The 16,254-nt window shown below is 64.6% G+C and carries 15 protein-coding genes and 4 tRNA genes; 6 read left to right on the plus strand and 13 right to left on the minus strand.

Features of this window, described 5'->3' with window-relative positions:
* Positions 1 to 7: 7 nt before the first annotated feature.
* The 5 genes from P8T11_RS10475 to P8T11_RS10495 are packed head-to-tail and all read right to left on the minus strand — an operon-like array spanning position 8 to position 5,098.
* Entirely contained in the window at positions 8 to 1,609 is a 1,602-nt protein-coding gene (locus tag P8T11_RS10475; protein ID WP_268082003.1) for a class I adenylate-forming enzyme family protein, read from the minus strand.
* Between the two features lie 14 nt (positions 1,610 to 1,623).
* Positions 1,624 to 2,358: a CoA-transferase subunit beta gene (locus tag P8T11_RS10480; protein WP_268082002.1), complete on the minus strand. Its 735-nt coding sequence runs from the start codon at positions 2,356 to 2,358 to the stop codon at positions 1,624 to 1,626.
* A complete protein-coding gene (locus P8T11_RS10485) occupies positions 2,351 to 3,184 on the minus strand; it encodes a CoA transferase subunit A (RefSeq protein WP_268082001.1) in 834 nt (277 codons plus the stop codon). The genes P8T11_RS10480 and P8T11_RS10485 overlap by 8 nt, the downstream gene beginning before the upstream one ends.
* Before the next feature lie 28 nt (positions 3,185 to 3,212).
* Positions 3,213 to 3,932, minus strand: coding sequence for an enoyl-CoA hydratase/isomerase family protein (locus P8T11_RS10490; protein ID WP_268082000.1), 720 nt, complete (start codon positions 3,930 to 3,932; stop codon positions 3,213 to 3,215).
* The gene (locus P8T11_RS10495) at positions 3,929 to 5,098 is read right to left on the minus strand and encodes a CaiB/BaiF CoA transferase family protein (RefSeq protein ID WP_268081999.1); all 1,170 of its coding nucleotides are present in this window, start codon (positions 5,096 to 5,098) and stop codon (positions 3,929 to 3,931) included. Before P8T11_RS10495 ends, P8T11_RS10490 begins: the two co-directional genes overlap by 4 nt.
* A gap of 276 nt (positions 5,099 to 5,374) precedes the next feature.
* Between P8T11_RS10495 and P8T11_RS10500 the strand changes: the two genes are divergently transcribed.
* Both P8T11_RS10500 and P8T11_RS10505 read left to right on the plus strand, forming a co-directional pair.
* Positions 5,375 to 6,340: a Bug family tripartite tricarboxylate transporter substrate binding protein gene (locus P8T11_RS10500; RefSeq protein ID WP_268081998.1), complete on the plus strand. Its 966-nt coding sequence runs from the start codon at positions 5,375 to 5,377 to the stop codon at positions 6,338 to 6,340.
* A complete protein-coding gene (locus tag P8T11_RS10505; RefSeq protein WP_268081997.1) occupies positions 6,337 to 8,022 on the plus strand; it encodes an FAD/NAD(P)-binding protein in 1,686 nt (561 codons plus the stop codon). Before P8T11_RS10500 ends, P8T11_RS10505 begins: the two co-directional genes overlap by 4 nt.
* Here the strand turns inward: P8T11_RS10505 and P8T11_RS10510 are convergent.
* Positions 7,931 to 8,695, minus strand: a complete 765-nt coding sequence (locus tag P8T11_RS10510; RefSeq protein WP_100856630.1) for an IclR family transcriptional regulator — start codon at positions 8,693 to 8,695, stop codon at positions 7,931 to 7,933. The two genes, P8T11_RS10505 and P8T11_RS10510, sit on opposite strands and share 92 nt — an antisense overlap.
* Before the next feature lie 120 nt (positions 8,696 to 8,815).
* Positions 8,816 to 9,442, minus strand: coding sequence for a cysteine dioxygenase (locus P8T11_RS10515; protein WP_268081996.1), 627 nt, complete (start codon positions 9,440 to 9,442; stop codon positions 8,816 to 8,818).
* A gap of 190 nt (positions 9,443 to 9,632) precedes the next feature.
* Here P8T11_RS10515 and P8T11_RS10520 point away from each other — a divergent pair, with 190 nt between their 5' ends.
* The 3 genes from P8T11_RS10520 (at position 9,633) to P8T11_RS10530 (ending at position 11,493) form a co-directional block, all read left to right on the plus strand.
* Positions 9,633 to 10,406, plus strand: coding sequence for an SIR2 family NAD-dependent protein deacylase (locus P8T11_RS10520; RefSeq protein ID WP_268081995.1), 774 nt, complete (start codon positions 9,633 to 9,635; stop codon positions 10,404 to 10,406).
* A gap of 146 nt (positions 10,407 to 10,552) precedes the next feature.
* Positions 10,553 to 11,152 carry a helix-turn-helix domain-containing protein gene (locus P8T11_RS10525; RefSeq protein WP_268081994.1) on the plus strand — a complete coding sequence of 200 codons (600 nt, stop codon included), beginning with the start codon at positions 10,553 to 10,555 and terminating at the stop codon, positions 11,150 to 11,152.
* A gap of 89 nt (positions 11,153 to 11,241) precedes the next feature.
* Positions 11,242 to 11,493, plus strand: a complete 252-nt coding sequence (locus P8T11_RS10530) for a hypothetical protein (protein ID WP_326494526.1) — start codon at positions 11,242 to 11,244, stop codon at positions 11,491 to 11,493.
* Between the two features lie 160 nt (positions 11,494 to 11,653).
* Here the strand turns inward: P8T11_RS10530 and P8T11_RS10535 are convergent.
* The 3 genes from P8T11_RS10535 to P8T11_RS10545 all read right to left on the minus strand — a co-directional run bounded on the left by P8T11_RS10535 (position 11,654) and on the right by P8T11_RS10545 (position 12,256).
* Positions 11,654 to 11,730 (minus strand) — tRNA-Arg (locus P8T11_RS10535).
* A 224-nt stretch (positions 11,731 to 11,954) separates the two neighbouring features.
* Positions 11,955 to 12,031 (minus strand) — tRNA-Arg (locus P8T11_RS10540).
* Positions 12,032 to 12,179: 148 nt separating this feature from the next.
* Positions 12,180 to 12,256: transfer RNA gene (locus tag P8T11_RS10545), tRNA-Arg, on the minus strand.
* Between the two features lie 107 nt (positions 12,257 to 12,363).
* Between P8T11_RS10545 and mnmH the strand changes: the two genes are divergently transcribed.
* Complete coding sequence (gene mnmH / locus P8T11_RS10550) at positions 12,364 to 13,437, plus strand: tRNA 2-selenouridine(34) synthase MnmH (RefSeq protein ID WP_268081992.1); 1,074 nt, start codon at positions 12,364 to 12,366, stop codon at positions 13,435 to 13,437.
* Positions 13,438 to 13,525: 88 nt separating this feature from the next.
* On the opposite strand, the gene P8T11_RS10555 is transcribed toward mnmH, so the two are convergent.
* From P8T11_RS10555 to tilS, 3 genes are all read right to left on the minus strand, one after another.
* A tRNA-Ser gene (locus P8T11_RS10555) sits at positions 13,526 to 13,618 on the minus strand.
* An 89-nt stretch (positions 13,619 to 13,707) separates the two neighbouring features.
* Positions 13,708 to 14,973, minus strand: a complete 1,266-nt coding sequence (locus P8T11_RS10560; protein WP_268081991.1) for an aspartate kinase — start codon at positions 14,971 to 14,973, stop codon at positions 13,708 to 13,710.
* Between the two features lie 146 nt (positions 14,974 to 15,119).
* Entirely contained in the window at positions 15,120 to 16,196 is a 1,077-nt protein-coding gene (gene tilS / locus P8T11_RS10565; protein WP_268082390.1) for a tRNA lysidine(34) synthetase TilS, read from the minus strand.
* Between the last annotated feature and the right edge of the window lie 58 nt (positions 16,197 to 16,254).

The raw sequence follows: 16,254 nt of genomic DNA on the forward strand, positions 1-16,254 counted from the left end.
GGGCGCGTCACGCGCTGGCTGCCGCCATCACCTGCTTGGCCAATGCCTTGCGGTCCACCTTGCCCACCGCATTTTCCGGCAGGCGCTCCACCCACAAGACCTCACGCGGCACGTAGATGCGGCCCAGTCGCGCCTGAACCTCGGCCAGCAGCTCGGCCTCGACCCCGGCGGCCTGCTGCGCGCCCGGCATGGCATCCCCCTTGGGCTGTACGAAGATCACCGGCACTTCGCCCAGGTCATCATCCGGCGCGCCCACGACGCAGCACGCGGCAACAAAAGGCAGCCTCGTCACCACGCCTTCGATCAGGGCGGGGGAAATGTTCTCGCCCCCGCGAATGATCACGTCCTTGATGCGGCCCGTGATGCTGAGGTAGCCCGCATCGTCAAAGCGCCCCAGGTCACCGGTGCGCAACAACGTCGGCGCGCCATCGTCGCCGTTGTCCACGCCCAGATAGCCCAGCATCAAGCTGTCGCCCGCGATGCAGATCTCACCTTCGCCGCCAGGCGCGGCCTCGGACCCATCCGGCAGCCGCAGCGTGACGCTTTGCCCGGCCAGCACCGTACCGACCGACCCCACGCGGCGCGCGCCGGGCGGGTTCATCGTGGACGTGCACGTGGCTTCAGACAGACCGTAGGACACTACCAGCGGGCAACCCAGGAAGGCTTCGATGCGCCGATGCAGCGCTTCGGTGATGGGCGCCGATCCGCAACGCGCAAAGCGCAGGCCCGCCAGGCTGGCCGCGTCGAATTCCAGTTCGAGCATGCGGGCGTACATCGTGGGCACGCCCGTGATGATGGTGGGACGGAACGCGCGCAACAGCCCCGGCATGTCATCCGCGCGAAAGCGGCCCGCCAAGGCCACGCTGGCGCCCGCCAGCAGCGGCGCGAAAATCTGGTTGTTCAGCGCGTTGGTGTGATGCAGCGGCATCACGTGCAGCAGCCGGTCGTCGGGCGTCAGGCCGGTATGCGCCAACACGCCGCGCGCGTTGTTGATCAAGCCTCGGTGACTGAGCAACACGCCCTTGGGATTACCGGTGCTGCCGGAGGTGAACAGCAGCAAGCCGGGTGCATCCGGCGAGATCTCGTCGGTGCAACCGAGCGCCGACGCGTTGTCCGGACGCGCGGAATGTGCCGGGCGTGCCACGTCCGCCAAACTTGCCACATCCGCCATGTTTGCCACGGCTGTCGAGTCCGCCGCGTTTGCCACACTTGCCGCCTCCAGCACTCGCGACGGCGCCAAACCACTGGCCGCCGCGGTCGCCGTGTTGGCCTCGTCATGCACCAGCCATGTCAACCCCACAGCCGCCACGCGCCGCGCCGTTTCCTCAACCGACAACCTTGGCTCCAACGGGCAAGGGCACGCCCCCGCCGCCATCACGCCCAGTATCGTCAACACCTGATCCAGCGACCGCTCCATGGCCACCGCCACATAGCTGCCCGGCGCGACCTCGGCCGCGCGCAAGCCCCTCGCAATGCGCGCAACGCGGCCGTGCAGGTCGGCATAAGTCAGCGTGGTGTCGGCCGTGACGATGGCGGGGCGCGCGGCCCATTCGGGCTGGCTCCAGGCGCGCGCAAACGCCGCCACCAAGGTGGGTTCGGAAAGCGTCATGTCGGCCTCCCTCCCTAGCGCAGCGCGACGGCGGCGTCGCGTTCGAACTGACCGTCCGCGTCCAGCTCGCGCAGCGCGCGCGCTTCCTGCTCGGTTGGCGGCGCGGTGGGCTCGGCGCCGGTCGCGTCGAATTCAAAGCCGGTGCGCTCACGCACTTCCGACAAGCTGGACTCCGGATGCCACGATTGCAGCGCCAGCCGCCCGTCGCGCTTGATGAACACGGCAATGGGCGTCACCACCCCATGAAAGCCGCCCCACGACGTCATGAAGTCCAGCTTGGGCACGAAGGTGCGGCGCGAATGCTCGGTGCGCCACGTGCAGGCGCGCTTGGCCGTGGGCAGCATCACCGCGCCGCCCCCGCCGCCAGGCAGCCGCACCTTGGGTTCATGCCAGTCGCCAATGCAGGAGTTGTTGGCGCAGCCCGCGCCATCGATCTGCGCCGCGCCCAGAAAGGTCAGGTCCATGCGGCCGCGCGTACATAGGTCGTAGAAGTCTTCGTTCGAGAAGATCGACGCGGTGTGTTCGGCCAGCACCGGGTCGGAACTGGAAATGGGAATTTGCGAGGGGCGCGGGTTCACGCCGCCCGCCACGTTGATGTAGACGAAGTCCCAGTCGTAGGCGCGCTTGGCCAACAGGCAGGCCAGCATCGGCATGGTGGAATTGACGCCGCTGAAGGTGATTTCATCGGGGCGGATGAAGCGCGCCAGGTTCGTCACGATGTAGGAAAAGCCCGACCATTGTTCAGCCATGATTGCCCCCTTGCACTTCGGGCGCGGCGGCCAGGTGCGCTTGTAGATCGCTGTTCTTGTCCATATAGGCCTCTACGGCCGGGTAGTCGATGGCGTAGTCGGGCCAGCATGAACCGGGCCAGGCGCTGCCCGGCGCCACCGCATAGGCCTGCACCATGAAGTACGGCACCAGCGTGGATTCCGGCTGCGCCTCGAACACCGCGCTGTCGACGACCTTCTCGGCCACTACCAGCACGCTGCCGGCGGCGCGCGACATGATGCGGTCCCAATGCGCCGTGCCATACACGCGCACATTGCCCAACGCATCCACTTCAGACGCCTGGATCACCGCGAAGTCCGGGCGGATGGCGGGCACCACATAGGTTTTCTGGTCGCTGCCGTAGGGGTCGTCCAGGCAGGCCCAGCCGTTCAATTCCGGTAGCCCGCTGCCATGCAGCCCGCCGCAGGGCTGAAACGGCACGCCAAACGCCGCCGCCCGCAAGCCCGCCGTGAGGCTGGCGCAGGCGTGTTCTTCCAGTTCGATCTCGCGGCGTTCCACCGCGCGGCGATACCACGGCGCCAGGCCGAAGTTGCCTTCCATGGCGACGATGCCCGCGCGCACGCGGCGCAGCACGCCGGCGCGGCAGAGTATGTCGACGTCGTAGCCTGGCGACTGCTTGACCAGTTCCAGGTCGCGCTTGCCTTGCCGGATCAGTTCGCGCACGAACGCGAACGGCCCACGGTGCAGAAAGCTGCCACCCAGCGCGATGGACGCGCCATTGGGCACCAGCGCGGCCAGTTCGGCCACCGTGCACTGCTTGTTGGGTTGATTGAAGCCTGAAGCCATTGTCTTCCTCCTGCTGGTTCTTGTGCCGTTAGCGCGCTTCTAGATAGGCGGCCACGCGGTCCTTCAAGCCGGGCGCCGCCGCCGAACGCACCAGGCGCGCCAGATCGGCGTCGGGCGTTTCCTGCGACAGCGCGGCGTAGAGCTGAATGCGGCTGGCGTCCGTCAATGCCTGCGCCGTGTCCGACGCCTGCTGTTCGATGTCGGGCCATTCCTGCGCCACGGCGAGCCGGGTCGCAAAGCCGTCGCGCAACGCTTCTTCCGCGCTGAACGTGGCGGCCTGCTCCAGCACCACGCGGGCGCGTTCGGCGCCCACCAGCGCGGCAAAGCGGCGCGTGCCCAGCACCAGCCCGAACTTCAGGCCCGGCATGCGAAACGTGGCGTCCGGCGCGCTGATGCGCCACTTGCAGGCGCCGAACACATCAACGCCCGCGCCGAAATTGCGGCCATGCGCCAGCGCCACGGTCAGGCAAGGCGACGCGGCCAGGCGTTGCAGCAGGGTCTCGATACGCACGAAGCGCAGCAACAGGTCGCCCTCGCTTTGCGACTGCCAATCCCCGAAGTCAAAGCCCGCGCTGAAATTCTTGCCTTCGCCCTTCAGCACGATCAGCTTGGCGCCCTGCGCCTCGGCTTCGTCCAGGGCGGCGATCAGCGCGTCCACCAGTTCGGCGGACAGCGCGTTCATCTTGTCGGCACGCGTCAGCGTCAGCACATGCCGCGCGCCCTGTTTGTCGATACGCAGGACGCTCATGCCACCACTCCCTTCCTGGCCGCGCGCAGGGCACCCAGCACTTCATCGTTGTGCTCGCCCAGCGCGGGCGGACGCAGGCGCAGCGCCGTGGTCTGGCCGTCAAAGCGCACGGGCAGACCGAAGGTGCGCGTTTGCACGCCGTTGGGCAGTTCCACCGGCTGCACCCAGCCCATGTGTTCCACCTGCGGGTCGGCCAGCACTTCGGAATAGGTATTGATCGGCGCGCAGGGCACGCCCGCGGCACGGAAGCGCGACAGCCAGGTCTGCGCATCGCCCTCGGCGAAGATGGCTTCCAGGATCTCGCGCAAGGCGGTCTGGTTGCGGGCGCGGGCGCTGGTGTCGGTAAAGCGCGGGTCGGCCAGCAGGTCGTCGCGCCCCACGGTGGCGCACACGCTTTTCCACAATGCCTGGTTGCCGGCGGCCATGCCGAAATAGCCGCCCTGGCAACGGAACGCCTGATACGGCGCGTTGCGCGGATGGGCCGAGCCCAGCTTCACGGGGTCTTTGCCGCTGCCGAAGAATTCCGACGTCTGCAGGGCGGCAATGCCCAGCGTGGCGCCCAGCATCGGCACATCAATATGCGTGCCCTGCCCGCTGGCCTGGGCCGCGCGCAAGGCCGATGCGATGGCGAAGGCGCCATACAGGCCGGCCGAAAAATCCGCCACCGGCACGCCGCATTTCACGGGTTCGCCGCCGGCCTCGCCGGTGACGCTCATGATGCCGCTCATGGCCTGGATGGTCAGGTCGAAACCGCCTTCCTGCGAACGCGGGCCCGACTGCCCATAGGCCGAGATCGAGCAATAGACCAGCTTGGGATTGGCCTCGCGCAGTTGCGCATACCCCAGTCCCAGGCGATCCATCACGCCGGGCCGATTGTTTTCGATCAGCACGTCGACGGTCTGCGCCAATTCGCGCGCCAGGGCCAGGTCTTCGGGGTTTTTCAGGTTCAGCGTCACCGACTTCTTGTTGCGGTTCAAGGACGCGAAATTCTCGCTGTAGCCGTCGGAAATGGGCGGCCAGCTACGCAGCGTATCGCCGCCCTCGGGGTTTTCGACCTTGATGACGTCGGCGCCCATATCCGCCAACAACATGCCGCAAAACGGTCCCGCCGCGACGTTGCAAATTTCCAGCACGGTGATGCCGGCCAGTGCCGAACTGGGTGTCATGTCTGACCTCTCATTATGAAAATTCAATATTTGGGATAAGCGAATCAGTATAAGTGCGCCGCTTGCAGGATGGCATCATGCCAGGCAATCCATGCAGCTTTCCGGACGGTTCCTAGTGCAATCCCTAGGTCTTGCGCTTAATTGTTGACCAGCATATCACCCTGTGGAATTCTACGTAAACCATTTATTGAAATGCGAATCCTATATTTTAGGATTTATAAAAACGGACCGCGGCGCACCCCGCGCAGGACGGTCCGGCACACCAAGGAGACATACATGAAGCAAACGTGGCGCATTGCCCTGGCTGGCGTGGTCCTGGCGCTGGCCGCCGGACCCGCCCTGGCCCAGACCTGGCCGGCCAAGCCCATCCGCATGGTCGTACCCTTCCCGCCCGGCGGCGCCACGGATGCCGCGGCTCGCATCTATGCGCAGCACCTGGGAGACTTCCTGGGGCAAGGCGTGGTGGTGGAAAACAAGGCGGGCGCGGGCGGCGAGATCGGTGCCGAGTACGTGGCCAAATCCGCCCCCGACGGCTACACCCTGTTGATGGGTGCCGTGGGCAGCCACGCCATTCATGCCGCCATGCCCGACAAGCCCGGCTACGACTTCGGCACCGCCTTCGTGGGCGTGTCCATGGCCACCAGCATGCCCATGGCGGTGGCCGTCAACAGCAAGGTGCCCGCCAACAACGTGCAGGAATTGATTGCGCTGGCCAAGAGCAAGCCCGGCACCATCACCTTCGGTTCGGCCGGACCGGGCACCTCGCAGCACATGGCTGGCGAACTGTTCCAGGTGGTGACCGGCACCCGGCTCATGCATGTGCCGTATCGCGGCAGCGGTCCGGCCATCACCGATTTGCTGGGCGGCCAGATCGACATGGTCATCGAAACCCTGCCCGCGCTGTTGCCGCAAGTGGCCAGCGGCAAGATCCGCTTGTTGGGTGTGACCACCGCCAAGCGCGCCACGGCCTTGCCCGACCTGCCCACTTTGATGGAACAAGGCGTGAAGGACTATTCCGTCGCGACCGCCTACGCGCTGCTGGCCCCGGCCGGCACGCCGCCCGCCGTGGTGGACAAGCTGTCGGCCGGCATGCAGAAGGCCGCGGCCATGGAGTCCGTGCAGCAAGCCGCGTTGAAGCTGGGCGCCGATGCAGTGGCGACGTCACCGGCCGACACCAGCCGTGTGCTGAAGCGAGAAGTGGCCCGCTGGGCCGACGTGGTGCGCATGTCGTCCGCCAAATGAAGCCGCTTGACGCCTATCCGGGGCTGGACTCCTCTTCGGGTTCCACCGCCACCGACGTGGCGATCGTGGGCGGTGGCTCGGTCGCCGTCAGCTTCCTGTATCAGTTGCTGCTGTCGCGGCAAGCGGACAGCGCGGCCCGCCCACTGGCCATCACCGTGTTCGAACCGCAAGCGGTGTGCGGCCCGGGCGGCGCGTATCAGGACGACCTGCCCAGCAACCTGCTCAACATTCCCGCCGGCAACATGTCGGCGCGCGCGGACCTGCGCATGGATTTCGTTGACTGGCTGCGCACGCAGGATCCGGCCTGGTTGCGGGGGTATGGCGTGGAGGCCATTGAGCCGTCGGACTTTCTTCCGCGCCCCTTGTTCGGCGCGTATATGCGTGCCGTGTATGCGCGTTGCCGAGAGCTGGCACTGGCGCAAGGCGTGGCGCTTGCCCAGGTGCAACGCCGCGTGCAGCGCGTGTCGCCGTTGGCTGACGGCAGCGTACGGATCGAGTCCGATGGCACCGCACCGTGCGTGGCGCGCTACGCGGTGCTGTGCAACGGCAACCTGCCGTCGCAGGCCTTCCCTGCCTTGCAAGGCGCACCGGGCTACTTCAACAGCCCGTACCCCGTTGCCGATCTGGCGCGGGAGATTCCGCCCGACGCCTCCGTGTGCATTGTCGGCACCAGCCTGAGCGCGGTGGACGCGGTGGCCGCCTTGCAGCAATCGGGCCATCGCGGCCCCGTGCTTTGCGTGTCGCGCAACGGCCGCCTGCCCTCGGTACGCAGCCCGCACAACCAGGCCCCGGCGGCGCTGCGTCATTTCAATCAAGAAGGCATCCTGCGCCTGGCGGCGCGCCACGGCGGCACGCTGACGCTGGAGGCGATAGCCGGCGCCTTGCAAGACGAGGTGCTGGCGCTGCATGGCGCGTTGGACGCGGAAGAGGTCTTCGGGCTTGCCACGGATGCGCAACGCGCCTTGGACGAAGAAATACGCCGATCATCGCAAGCAGCCCGGCCCTGGCAGGCCGTGGCGGCAGCCACCAACGCAGTGGTGGAGCAGGTGTGGCATCTGATGCCGGATGCCGAACGCCAGCGCTTTCAATCGCGTTGGCGCGCGCTGTGGATGGCGCGGCGCGCCACGTTCCCGATGCGCAATACCCAGAAGCTGCAAGCCCTGCTCAAGACGGGCCAATTGCAGGTGCGCGCGGGCTATGTGGATACGCAATATGTCGATGTCGGCCAGGAAGCGGCCGGCGGCCGTTTCCACACCCGGCTGCGCGACGCCGATGGCGAATCCACGCAGCACAGCCACACCCTGATCAATGCCACCAGCTTTTCAGTGGATGTGGCGCGCACCGATGATCCGTTGATCGCCACGCTGCTGCGCGAGGGCCACGCGCGCCCCGATCCCTTCGGCGGCCTGGCGCTGGATTTCGACACGGGTTGTTTGAAGACCGCGCGGGACGCGGTACTGGGCCAGGTGTCGGTGCTGGGCAGCCTGGCGGGCGGCACGTACTTCTGGACCACATCCATGGATGTCAATGCCAGGTTGGCGCGCGACCAGGCGGTGCGCATTGCGACGGCGCTTGCCCAGCCGACAAAAATCACTGATTCAGATAGCCCCGCCGATACCCCATCCCTTGCGAAATGGACTGCGCACAGGCCGACACATCCGGCGCCAACTGCTTCATCCTAGCGGCGCTCAGGCGGTCAAGCGGGCCGGAAATGCCCACGGCCGCCACGGCTTGGTCCAGGCTGTTGAACAAGGTCACGGCCAGTCCGCCCACGCCTTCGCGCCATTCACCGCGGTTCACGGCATAGCCCGCGCGGGCGATCTTGCGCAGTTCGTCTTTCAGCAAGGGCAAGGACACGATGGTGGACGGCGTGTGGCGCACAAGCTGATCGGCGTAGCGCTCGACATAACCTTCGGGCTGATACGCCAGCAGCGCCTTGCCGGTGGCCACGGCATAGGCGGGCGCGCGTCCGCCCACCATGGAGTACGCGCGGATGGGTTGCGGGCTGTCGATCTTGTCTACATACACGACGTCAAACCCGTCCAGCACCGACAAGTGCACCGTCTCGCCCGTCTGGTCCGCCAGCGTGCGCATGAACGGCGCGGCCAGCTTGCGCACGTCCAACTGCGCAAGCTGGCGCGCCGCCAGCTCAAACAGTCGCACCGCGCCACGGTAACCGCCGCCGTCGTCGTCCTTGATGACGTAGCCGGCGTGGATCAAGGTTTGCAGCGTGCGATGCGTATTGCTGCGGGTCAGGCCGACCCGCGCGGCCAGGGCGTCGATGGTGCGCGGCGGATTGTCCACATCCGTCACCGCCTCCAACACCATCAGCCCCTTCAGCAGTGTCTTGTCCATCTTGATTTTTTTCCTAATATTTAGGACGCGAACATAGCATGAGACAAGCCCGCCGGACAACGCGTGGCGCGCGCGGCGCGCTTGGTAGTCGCCATCTGGTCGCCACCACCTGGTAGCCCCCTAGCCGCCGCCAGCGGTAATGGTCGCGCGCACCGCCGCGGACCGATCCCACAGGTTGGGCAGACGGGGTGACGAATAGCCGGACACAAACGGCTTGGGCTGCCCCGTTTCCGGGTCATAGACATGGCGCGACACCGCGCCGATATTGCCGCCATACAAATGCACGCTGATCGACACGCGGTCCAGATAGGCGTTGGACACGCGATGGATGTCGCCCTCGTCCGGAGACAGGTGCTCAACATCGCCGGGCTGCAAGGTGGTGGCATCGCCCACCGGCAGCACGCGGCCATCGGCATGTCGCACGTAACGCTGGTTGATCTCGGCCCCGCGCAGCATGCCCACGTAGCCCCAGACTTCGTGGTCATGCACAGGCGTGAATTGCCCCGGCCCCCACACGAAGCTGACCAGGGAAAATCGCTCCAAGGGGTCACAGTGCAGCAGGTATTGCTGGTAGTACTGCGGATGGGGCACGGTACAGTCTTCTGGCAGCCAATCGTCGTGGCGCACCAGGTCGGCAAAGGCATCGCGCAGCGCGGGCGTTTGCGCCAGCGCATCGGGCGTGGCCAAGCGCGTTGCGGTGGCAATAAAGCGGCGAAGCCGGTCCAGGCCGGCGGAAGAATCGGGCATCGCGGGTCTCCTGTTGTCGAGGCAAGCGTTGGGGCAATCGTTGGGGCAATCCCAGATGAGAAAAGCAGTATCCATCATTCGGGATGCTTGCGCACGTTGGGTTGCGGACGACGAGGGCTGAAACAAGCAAGCCCTGCTTGACAGCTCCGGGCCACGGCGCGCAGCGTATGCACTGTATTCAAGGGTTGAAATGGAAAACACGCATCACGATATTCCCCAGGCATTGCTGGATGCATTGCGCAGCGCGCAGCGTGTCGTGGTTTTTACAGGCGCCGGCGTGTCGGCGGAAAGCGGCATCGCGACATTCCGCGACGCCTTGACGGGGCTGTGGTCACGCTTTGATGCGCAAGCGCTGGCCACGCCCGAGGCCTTTCGTGCGCATCCCGACATCGTCTGGGGCTGGTATGAATGGCGGCGCGCGCAAGTGCTGCGAGCCGCGCCAAACGCCGCGCACCATGCCATCGCGACGCTGGCGCGCCATGTGCCTGAATTGACGGTCGTTACCCAGAACGTGGATGACCTGCACGAACGCGCGGGCAGCACGCAGGTGGTGCATCTGCATGGCAGCCTGCACGCGCCACGCTGTTCGGCTTGCGCCGCGCCGCAAGCCTGCGCCAACAATGCGCCCGACGAACCCGACGAGGGCCGGCGCATTGCGCCACCCGCCTGCGCGCGCTGTGGACAGCCCGTGCGGCCCGGAGTGGTGTGGTTTGGTGAGAGCCTGCCTGGCGATGCGTGGAGCATCGCGCTGCGCGCGGCAACGCAATGCGACCTGCTCTTCAGCATCGGCACATCGGCCCTGGTCTACCCCGCCGCGGAACTCCCGCAACGCGCGCTGGCGGCGGGCGCAACGGTGGTGCAGGTGAACCCGAACGTCACGCCACTGGATGCGCAGGCGCATTGCAATCTGCATGGCGCGGCCGCCGAACTGATGCCGTGCGTGCTGGCGGCGGCCTTTGCATAGCCATGCACTTTGCTTAAGCCTGGTGAATATTTGTGAAGATCTTTACGACCCACATCGAGTAGAAACGAGCTAGCGCAGCAGTCGAGGGGAAACCCCAAATCTCGCCGCGTCGCCATCGGGCTACAGTGGCGATCGTGGTTTCGACCGTGGAGATCATCATCCCTTTTTCCTGGAGACTTCCCGACGTATTCGTACGTGCGTCGGATGGTACGCTGCATCGTGTCGTGCGCCACGCCACGACCACGGACGCTATCGCCAAACTTGAGAGCATCCCCAGCAATTACCACCTGGATTGCGAATGCATGCTTGATAACGGCGAGGCCATTACGTGGATCGGAAGCAATCGATATCGCCAAACCAATGGCAACGCAATATTCACCGCTGAACCCGATGTAACGGCCCCGACCCGCGAACGCCGCAAAAGTGGCGCCGCCAAACGGAGCGAAGTCGGCCCCGCCCCCGCAGGCTCGCACAAAAGACGCGCCCATGGGCACAACCCCTTACCACTTGCTGTTGTCAATCTAAAAACCGGCAACGATTGGAGTTTGATACGCGCGTGGCGCGAGCACCTCAATATCACTACTGCTGATATGGCTGCCCGGCTTGGCGTGGATCATTCCATTTACATTGAATTGGAACGGCCCCGCCCGCGCCCTCGACAGATTGTGCTGGACCGAGTTTCCGAGGCGCTAGGCGTGTCACCCGACCAGCTTGATGATTCATTGTTTGGGGGCCGCTTCCTGTAGTGCCGCGCATGCATCGCGCACGCGCGGTACGCAGAAGCGTCCACACCACTTTAGCGCCGCAACACCGCCGGCCCGTGGAGGTACTGAGTATGCTCGGCACCGCAAGAAGATTGACCGATGTGCTTGTCACATCGCCCGACGGCACCTTGTACCGCATCGAACGCTTCGTTGCGGATCTGGATGCCTATTCCGCGTTGGGCACCTCGCGCTTCGATCCCAAGACGCACTGTATCTGCCGGACAAGCTCTGGCGAAAAAGTCACTTGGCTGGGCGGCCAGGCCTACAAGATGATCAAGAGCGGCGTAGCGTTGACCGCGGTAGACCGACGACGAGGTGGCTGATCTGTTGCGCAGGCCACGGCTGATTTCGATCCGCCTTGCGCCAGACAAAAAAAAGCGGCTTGATGGATGACCATCAAGCCGCTTTGCATTGTGCGTTGCCGTTCGCTTTTACGCTTCGGCTGAACCACGACATGTCGAATATCGCGTGTTCAAAATAAGTTGGTGCGCCCGGCAGGATTCGAACCTACGACCCCCTGGTTCGTAGCCAGGTACTCTATCCAGCTGAGCTACGGGCGCCCCGAAAGAGGCGTGTTTATAACATGAAAAAATGGGGCCGCGCAAATTGGGGGGAAATATTGATGTACTTTGCTATCGTGCCCCACTGCACTTACATCAAACGCCCTGCATTACTTCTGCATCGCTCCCATGCATTCCACGCCGAGCAAAACAAAAAGGCCTTCGATCAATGATCAAAGGCCTTTCTATTTTCTTTGACGGTAACTTCAGTGTGACCTGAAATCTGGTGCGCCCGGCAGGATTCGAACCTACGACCCCCTGGTTCGTAGCCAGGTACTCTATCCAGCTGAGCTACGGGCGCTCCGACAAAGAGGCAAAATTATATCAGAACAATTTCACCATTACTGCATTTTTGCTGCTTTTTTTTACTGCTTTTTTGCTTGTTCTACTCAAAGTTTTTTAGCGATTCATTCGGCTCAACATCAGCACAATCAAACCACTTTAAAACTTGGTGCGCCCGGCAGGATTCGAACCTACGACCCCCTGGTTCGTAGCCAGGTACTCTATCCAGCTGAGCTACGGGCGCGCGTTCAAGCAAGCCTTGAATAATAGCGTGAATTTTTGCGGCGTGCAAGTTTGGGTGCGGTCAGAAAAGCACTACTCTAGTGGCCGCTCAACATAACGGCCTTGAACGTGAAACACCTGCTTGCTGATCTGGAACAGCTAAACGACTTCGACGAAATCATCGACGTGCGCTCACCGCTGGAGTACGCCATCGACCACATTCCCGGCGCCATCAGCGCACCGGTACTGAACGACGAAGAGCGCGTGCAGGTCGGCACGTTGTACACCCAGGTCTCGCCCTTCGAAGCCTCGCGCATTGGCGCCGCGATCGTCGCGCGCAACATCGCGCGGCACCTGGAAACCACCTTCGTCGATCGGCCGCAAGGTTGGCGTCCGCTGGTGTACTGCTGGCGCGGTGGCAAGCGTTCGGGTTCGATGACGGTGATGTTCAACATGATCGGTTGGCGTGCCCGGCAATTGAACGGCGGCTACAAACGCTACCGAGGCGCCACGCTGCTTGCCCTGGATACTCTGCCCAGCACGCTGCGCTGCGTGGTGCTTGTAGGCCCCACGGGCAGCGGCAAGACGCGCCTGCTGCACGCGCTTGAATCGGCCGGCGCGCAAACGCTGGACCTTGAACACCTGGCCTCTCATCGCGGTTCGCTGCTGGGCGCCGTGCCGGGCGTTGCGCAACCTTCGCAAAAGCGTTTCGACACGCTGCTCGCCGCGCGGTTGCGTGCCTTGGACAGCACGCTCCCCGTGTTTGTTGAAGCCGAAAGCCGCAAGATCGGCGCCGTGGCATTGCCACCCGCGCTGCTGCAAGCCATGCATCAAGGCGCGTGCATTGAAGTGGTCTGCACCCCCGAAGACCGCGCGGCGTTTCTGCAGCAGGACTACGCGCAATTATTCGACAACGCCGATTGGCTCAAGGAACAGTTGCAACGCCTGCTTGGCCTGCACAGCCGCGACGTCATCAAGGGCTGGCTACAGATGGTGGACGAAGGCCGCCGCCTGGATCTGGCCAGCGACCTGATCAACCGCCACTACGATCCGGCGTATGCCCGCAGTGGCCACGCGCACTACACGCAACTGCGGCACGCGATGCGGATGACGTTCAGGCCTAACGATGCGGATGTGGTGGCACAGGCGCGCGCACTGTTGGCGGCGATGCAGATGGAAGCGATGCAGATAAAAGCGATGTAAAAGCGAAATGAAAAAACCCCGCAATCACTTACGCGATTGCGGGGTTTTTATCTTCAACGCTGTACTTAAGCCAGCGCCGAAGCTTATCTGGCGGAGACGGTGGGATTCGAACCCACGATGCAGTTTTTAGCCACATACTCCCTTAGCAGGGGAGCCCCTTCAGCCTCTCGGGCACGTCTCCGAAAAGAGAACGAGATTCTAGCACGAATTTTTTGGCCGTTGCCCGCAAACGGGGCCATCATGCAAAAAAACGTGCCGGACCCGTTGCCTTTATTCCTTGGCGCCCGGCGCCTGGTCCAGGCCGAACGCCTTGTGCAGCGCGCGCACGCCCAATTCCATGTACTTGTCGTCGATGATGACGGACGTCTTGATTTCGCTGGTGCTGATCATCTGGATGTTGATGCCTTCTTGCGAAAGCGTCTGGAACATCAGGCTGGCCACGCCCACGTGCGAACGCATGCCGATGCCCACGATCGAGACCTTGGCAACCTTCTCGTCGGTGGACAGTTCACGCGCGCCCACGGCGGGAATGACTTCGCGCTTGAGCAGCTCGATGGCGCGCGCGAATTCATTGCGATTCACGGTGAACGAGAAGTCGGTGGTGCCAGCCACGGACTGGTTCTGCACGATCATGTCGACGTCGATATTGGCGGCGGCGACCGGGCCCAGGATGGAGAAAGCGATACCCGGTTTGTCGGGCACCGCCAGCAAGGTGATTTTGGCTTCGTCGCGGCTGAAGGCGATGCCGGAGACTACGGCGGCTTCCATTTTTTCGTCTTCCTCAAAAGTAATCAGCGTGCCCGAGACCATTTCTTCGTCGAGCGGAATGAGCGGGTCGGTCAACGAGGACAACACCCGGACCGGTACACGGTATTTGCCGGCGAATTCCACCGAGCGGATCTGCAGCACCTTGGAACCCAGCGACGCCATTTCCAGCATTTCCTCGAAGGAAACGACGGCCATGCGGCGCGCTTCGGGCACCACGCGCGGATCGGTCGTGTAGACGCCGTCCACGTCGGTGTAGATCAGGCATTCGTCGGCCTTGATGGCGGCCGCCACGGCCACGGCCGAGGTGTCCGAACCACCACGGCCCAGCGTCGTGATGTGGCCTTCGGGGTCTATGCCCTGGAAGCCGGTCACGATCACCACGCGGCCCGCGTCGAGATCAGCGCGCACGCGCGCATCGTCGATGGAGCTGATGCGGGCCTTGGTGAACGACGAATCGGTGCGCACCGGCACTTGCCAACCGGCATAGCTGCGCGCGGGCACGCCTTCGGCCTGCAACGCAATGGCCAGCAAACCGCTGCTGGCCTGCTCGCCGGTGGCGGCGATCATATCGAGTTCGCGGCCGTCGGGCTGGGGCGAAATTTCGCGCGCCAGACCCAGCAGGCGATTGGTTTCGCCCGCCATTGCCGACGGCACAACAACAACTTGGTGGCCGGCGGCATGCCACTTCGCGACGCGACGCGCCACGTTTCGGATGCGCTCGACCGAGCCCATCGAAGTACCGCCATATTTGTGAACGATCAGGGACATCTCGTACTCTGGCTGGAAACCCGCCGCAAAGTGGTGACGGGCAAAACCATATATTCTAGCGCGGCGGTAAAAATTTGCTCAATTTGTGGGAATTTACGTTCATTGGGCGGTTATTTTCCCGTGAATTCCTGCTGAAACCACAATCGCTATCCGCGCGGCTCGACCCAGACCCGCCCCCGATGGCAGCGCACGACATGGCCTGCCTGCTCCACCCGCAACTGGCGGTCATGGCCCAGGCTGTGCAGCTCGCGCAATTGGCGCAGCAGGTCGCGCAGGCGCGCATCCGTGGGCATGCGCGCGCCGTTTTGTTGCAGCCAGAAGCGCAGCACCTGCGCCTGGCGCGCCGGCGACAATTCGCGCCAGGCTCTCAACGAAAAGCTGGCGCCGTCTTCGCTCGGTTCCAGCCGCGCAAAATCCTCTCGCGCGACCTCGTCCAGGATCTGGGCAGCTTCGGCCATGTGGGCGGCGTGCCGCGCCACAATGGCGCGCCAGCCGGGCCAGCGGCTGTCCAGCACCGGCGCCAGCAGTTCGCGCACAGCAGCGCGTGTGTAGCGCGGGTCGGCATTGGTGGGGTCTTCTACCGGGCGCCAGCCGCAGGCGTCTTCGACGGCAGCGGCGGCCTGCAAGATCGTGGCGCGGTCCTGCCCCAACCACGGACGCAAATAGGTGGTGCCATCGCGAACAGAGGCGTCGGACATGGCCGCCATGCCCACCACCCCCGTGCCGCGCAGCAGGCGCAGCAACACCGTTTCAGCCTGGTCGTTGCAGTGATGCGCCAGCAGCACGTGGCTGATGCCCTGCGCCCGCGCAAGCTGCGCCAGCGCCGCGTAGCGGGCGTCGCGCGCGGCGGCCTCGATCCCTTTGCCCGCGCCCTGCTCCACCTGCACGCGGGCTTCCTGGACCGGTAGCCCCAGCAAGGCACCCAAGGCATGGACCTGCCGGCCCCAGTCGTCGGCGGCGGCCTGCAAGCCATGGTGTACGTGCAAGAGCGCCAGGCCGATGCCCAATTCACGCGCGACCGCCGCCGCATGCACGGCCAGCATGGCGGAGTCGGCGCCGCCGCTCAAGGCCACGCCGATGCGTGCCGGTTGCGCTGGCAATGCGAGCAAGGCCAGTCGCAACGATGTCAGCAGCGCGGGCGCCAAGGGCAGCGCGACGGACGCGCAACGCAACACGCCCGACTCGGCCGCAAGGGGCGTGTCGGGCGTGGGTGGCGTGTTCATGATGCAGGGCGCGGGCAGCGCGGCCGGGGCGCCGGCCAAGCGGCCAGCGCCTTTGCCG

Source organism: Achromobacter spanius (assembly GCF_029637605.1).
Classification (GTDB): Bacteria; Pseudomonadota; Gammaproteobacteria; order Burkholderiales; family Burkholderiaceae_B; genus Achromobacter; species Achromobacter spanius_E.

Excerpts from the sequence above, each read along its gene's own strand:
- P8T11_RS10505 (WP_268081997.1), top strand. The coding sequence starts at position 6,337 with ATGAAGCCGCTTGACGCCTATCCGGGGCTGGACTCCTCTTCGGGTTCC.
- tilS (WP_268082390.1), bottom strand. The coding sequence starts at position 16,196 with ATGAACACGCCACCCACGCCCGACACGCCCCTTGCGGCCGAGTCGGGC.
- P8T11_RS10475 (WP_268082003.1), bottom strand. The coding sequence starts at position 1,609 with ATGACGCTTTCCGAACCCACCTTGGTGGCGGCGTTTGCGCGCGCCTGG.
- P8T11_RS10560 (WP_268081991.1), bottom strand. The coding sequence starts at position 14,973 with ATGTCCCTGATCGTTCACAAATATGGCGGTACTTCGATGGGCTCGGTC.
- P8T11_RS10490 (WP_268082000.1), bottom strand. The coding sequence starts at position 3,932 with ATGAGCGTCCTGCGTATCGACAAACAGGGCGCGCGGCATGTGCTGACG.
- P8T11_RS10480 (WP_268082002.1), bottom strand. The coding sequence starts at position 2,358 with ATGGCTGAACAATGGTCGGGCTTTTCCTACATCGTGACGAACCTGGCG.
- P8T11_RS10500 (WP_268081998.1), top strand. The coding sequence starts at position 5,375 with ATGAAGCAAACGTGGCGCATTGCCCTGGCTGGCGTGGTCCTGGCGCTG.
- P8T11_RS10485 (WP_268082001.1), bottom strand. The coding sequence starts at position 3,184 with ATGGCTTCAGGCTTCAATCAACCCAACAAGCAGTGCACGGTGGCCGAA.
- P8T11_RS10495 (WP_268081999.1), bottom strand. The coding sequence starts at position 5,098 with ATGACACCCAGTTCGGCACTGGCCGGCATCACCGTGCTGGAAATTTGC.
- P8T11_RS10510 (WP_100856630.1), bottom strand. The coding sequence starts at position 8,695 with ATGGACAAGACACTGCTGAAGGGGCTGATGGTGTTGGAGGCGGTGACG.
- P8T11_RS10530 (WP_326494526.1), top strand. The coding sequence starts at position 11,242 with ATGCTCGGCACCGCAAGAAGATTGACCGATGTGCTTGTCACATCGCCC.
- P8T11_RS10515 (WP_268081996.1), bottom strand. The coding sequence starts at position 9,442 with ATGCCCGATTCTTCCGCCGGCCTGGACCGGCTTCGCCGCTTTATTGCC.
- P8T11_RS10520 (WP_268081995.1), top strand. The coding sequence starts at position 9,633 with ATGGAAAACACGCATCACGATATTCCCCAGGCATTGCTGGATGCATTG.